The organism is Nocardia neocaledoniensis (assembly GCF_029868625.1).
Taxonomy (GTDB): domain Bacteria; phylum Actinomycetota; class Actinomycetes; order Mycobacteriales; family Mycobacteriaceae; genus Nocardia; species Nocardia neocaledoniensis_A.
On record NZ_JARWOJ010000325.1, the window covers coordinates 1 to 3,262 of the forward strand.

At 70.7% G+C, this 3,262-nt stretch carries 4 protein-coding genes; 2 read left to right on the forward strand and 2 right to left on the reverse strand.

The window, feature by feature from the left end; all coding sequences use genetic code 11:
* The coding region (locus QH270_RS24495) for an SDR family NAD(P)-dependent oxidoreductase (RefSeq protein WP_432420423.1) at positions 1 to 923 on the forward strand (923 nt) is incomplete at its 5' end.
* Between the two features lie 48 nt (positions 924 to 971).
* Here the strand turns inward: QH270_RS24495 and QH270_RS24500 are convergent.
* Together QH270_RS24500 and QH270_RS24505 are read right to left on the reverse strand one after the other, a co-directional pair.
* Complete coding sequence (locus QH270_RS24500; RefSeq protein ID WP_280346436.1) at positions 972 to 1,421, reverse strand: ABA4-like family protein; 450 nt, start codon at positions 1,419 to 1,421, stop codon at positions 972 to 974.
* Complete coding sequence (locus QH270_RS24505; protein WP_280346437.1) at positions 1,418 to 2,368, reverse strand: hypothetical protein; 951 nt, start codon at positions 2,366 to 2,368, stop codon at positions 1,418 to 1,420. Before QH270_RS24505 ends, QH270_RS24500 begins: the two co-directional genes overlap by 4 nt.
* Positions 2,369 to 2,473: 105 nt before the next feature.
* Here QH270_RS24505 and QH270_RS24510 point away from each other — a divergent pair, with 105 nt between their 5' ends.
* Positions 2,474 to 3,112 carry a MerR family transcriptional regulator gene (locus QH270_RS24510; RefSeq protein WP_280346438.1) on the forward strand — a complete coding sequence of 213 codons (639 nt, stop codon included), beginning with the start codon at positions 2,474 to 2,476 and terminating at the stop codon, positions 3,110 to 3,112.
* Positions 3,113 to 3,262: the final 150 nt, after the last annotated feature.

Sequence of the window (3,262 nt, forward strand, 5' to 3'; positions counted from 1 at the left end):
GTGCCGGCGTGATCAGCCCGCGTTCATCATCTCGTCCATGCGCCGCTGCATCTCCTCCTCCGAGACGTCCTCGATGTGGGTGGCCACGGTCCAGCGGTGGCCCCACGGGTCCTCGAAGGCGCCGCTGCGGTCGCCCCCCCCCCCCCCCCGCGGGGGCGGGGGGGGGGCGCCCCCCGGGCGCCGCCCCCCCCCCCCCCACCGCCGCCCTCGACGAGCTGGCCGCCGCGCACCCCGATCAGCTCGAGACCATCGCCCTCGACGTCACCGACACCGCGCGGATCGACGCCGTCGTCGCCGATGTGGCCGCCCGCCACGGTCGGATCGATGTCCTGGTCAACAATGCCGGGCGCACCCAGGTCGGCGCGGTCGAGGAGACCACCGACACCGAGCTGCGTGACCTGTTCGACCTGCACGTGTTCGGCCCCGCCGCACTCACCCGCGCGGTCCTGCCGCACATGCGCGCCCAGGGTGGAGGCGCCGTGGTGATGATGAGCAGCATCGGCGGGCAGCTGTCGTTCGCGGGCTTCTCCGCCTACAGCGCGACGAAATTCGCGCTCGAAGGGCTCTCGGAGGCGCTGGCCGAGGAGGTGGCACCCTTCGGGATCAAAGTGCTGATCGTGGAACCCGGCGCCTTCCGCACCGGCCTGTTCGGCCGCGGCGCCGCCGCGTTCAGCGCTGAGAGCGCGGTCTACGCCGACACCTCGGGCAAGACCCGCCGCATGGTCGAGGGCGGCGACGGCACCCAGCCCGGCGACCCCGCCAAGGCCGCGGCCGCCATCCGCGCCGCCCTCGCCGCCGAGAAGACCCCGCTGCGTCTACCGCTCGGAAACGACGCGGTCGACGCCGTCCTTGGCCACCTGGACGCGGTCCGTACCGACGTCCTCGCCTGGGAATCGACTACGCGCGCCACCGATTTCGACTGACCTCAGCACACGGCCGGCCCGGACCTCGTGCGGTCCGGACCGGCCTCGTCATGCGGGGACGGGGTCCGCCCGCACCGTGGCCACCTTCCGCCCGGCCACCTCCCGGATCCCGAGGTAGACCGGAAAAGCGATGGGCGACAACAGGATCGTGCCGACCAGCAGTGGCCCCATCAGCAGGGGCGAGATCCCGCGCTCGCGGCTGTCGAGGTAGATCCAGCGGCCGAGGAACAGATCCCAGGCGAGGATCTGCGCCCACAGGGCGGTGAGCAGGGCCGGGTCGGCGACGGCGGCGGTGATCGCGGCCAGCGACGGCGAGGTGACCAGCGACCACAGCGCGCCGAGGACGGGGACGGCCACGATCGCCCAGATCGTCAACGGCAGCAACACGATCCACGGTGAGCCGATGACGGTGCGGGTGTGCCGCCAGGTGGGGGCCAGGATCATCAGCGCCCAGAACGGCACGGTGACGTAGAACGAGAGGTCGAACAGCGTGCTCATGCGGCGACTGCCTTTCGGGTGCGGGTCGCGCTCGCGATCGAGACGAGGGTTCCGGTGACGACGAGGGTGAGGACCGCCGCGGCCGCCGTGAGGGTGGCCCGGTCGGGGTGGATCAGCGGCTGGCCGCGCAGGGCCTGCCAGGTGACCAGCGCCAGCGTCGCGGCATAGCCGAGGGCCACGGTCCAGACCAGCCCGAGGCGCACGCGCACCGACGCCAGCAGCGGGATACGCGGCGCCACGATCAGCAGGAGCGCGGCGAACAAGGGCAGCACCTGCAGGGCGTGCATGCCGAAGAAGTGCGGAATGCGCAGGTCACCGTGGGTGGTGCTCCAGCCGGTCAGCGGCATGCCCGGCGTGCCGTCGGGCGCGCCGACGGTGTGCGCGCCGGCGATGTCGGTCACGCCCGATTCGCGGTTCGGCATCAGGTTGCCCAGCCCGAGCCCGACCAGGGTGATCGCCAGGCCGAGCCGGATCGACCAGGTGGTCGCCGGATCGCCGAACCTGGCGAACGAGAGCTGCGCCGCGACGACCATGGTGGCGACGAAGAGCACGAGGATGGTGCTGCCCATGGTGACCCACATGACGGCGTCGAACGTGGTGGTCATGTTGTAGTGGCTGCGGGTGCCGCGGACCACCTGGCCGAAGATGATCAGCTGCTCGACCGCGCCCGCGACGACGATCACTGTCGCCATCGCCGATGTGAGCCGGGACGGCTTGGGCCGCAACGAGATCAACCACGCCAGCGCGACGCTGTAGAGCACGAACGAGATCGCGAACTTGGTCGGCTTGAACCAGGCGGTCGACCCGGCGATCACCCGGTCGTCGACCAGCATCCCGACGACGCCGACGACGACCAGGACCGCGTTGATCGCGGCGAACCAGAGCAGGGGGCGATGGAGTCGGGACTGCCTGCGGGGCAGCGCGTCGAGGGACGAAAGGACAGACATGACGGATCTCCCAGAGATAGATAGCTTCACTATCCGTTATGGATAGTTAGACTATCCGCTGTAGCCATGACGAGCAAGGGGGAAGGCGGAAAGCAGAGGTGAACTGTGCGGATCTCGGAGTTGAGCGAGCGCAGCGGGATCGCGCTGGCGACGATCAAGTACTACCTACGCGAAGGCCTGCTTCCGCCCGGTGAGCGGACCGGGCCCAACCAGGCCAGCTACGGCGAGCAGCATCTGCGCAGGCTGCGGCTGGTGCGCGCGCTGATCGAGGTCGGCGGGCTGCCGGTGGCCACCGTGGGCGAGGTGCTCGCCGCCGTGGACTCCCCCGACCTGCCGATGTTCCACCTGCTCGGCGTGGTGCAGGACAGCATCACCGCACCGTCGCCGCCCGCGGCCGACGACGAATGGGAACGCGCCGCCGCCACCGTGCGCGCGGAGATGGACCGGCGCGGCTGGGACACCAAGCCGAGCCCGGGCCCGATCGATATCCTCACCTCGGTCCTGGTGCGGCTGGCTCAGCTCGGCTACGAGGACTGGGGCACGACGGCCCTGCCGAGCTACTTCGACGGAGCCAGGATGATCGCCGACAACGACGTGACGACCGCGCTGTCGGCCGGCGGGCGCGACGACATCATCGACGCCGTGGTGGTGCTGACCGTGCTCGGTGACACCGCGCTGGCCGCCATCCGCCGGATCGCCCAGGCGCAGGTGTCCCTGGAACTGCTGAAGACTCCCCCGGAATGAGCGATGCGCCCCCCGGGCGCCCACCCGAATTCGAGCCGACCTGAGGGGATGGTCGGGGAATTCAGCGCTCTCGAATCACTCGGTGGGCGTGCTGAGTTCGCGCGCGCCGAGAAGGGAATCGATGATGTTGAGGCCACCGCTGGTGAGGCC

Coding starts and splice junctions, on each gene's coding strand:
- QH270_RS24505 (WP_280346437.1), bottom strand. CDS start 2,368: ATGTCTGTCCTTTCGTCCCTCGACGCGCTGCCCCGCAGGCAGTCCCGA.
- QH270_RS24500 (WP_280346436.1), bottom strand. CDS start 1,421: ATGAGCACGCTGTTCGACCTCTCGTTCTACGTCACCGTGCCGTTCTGG.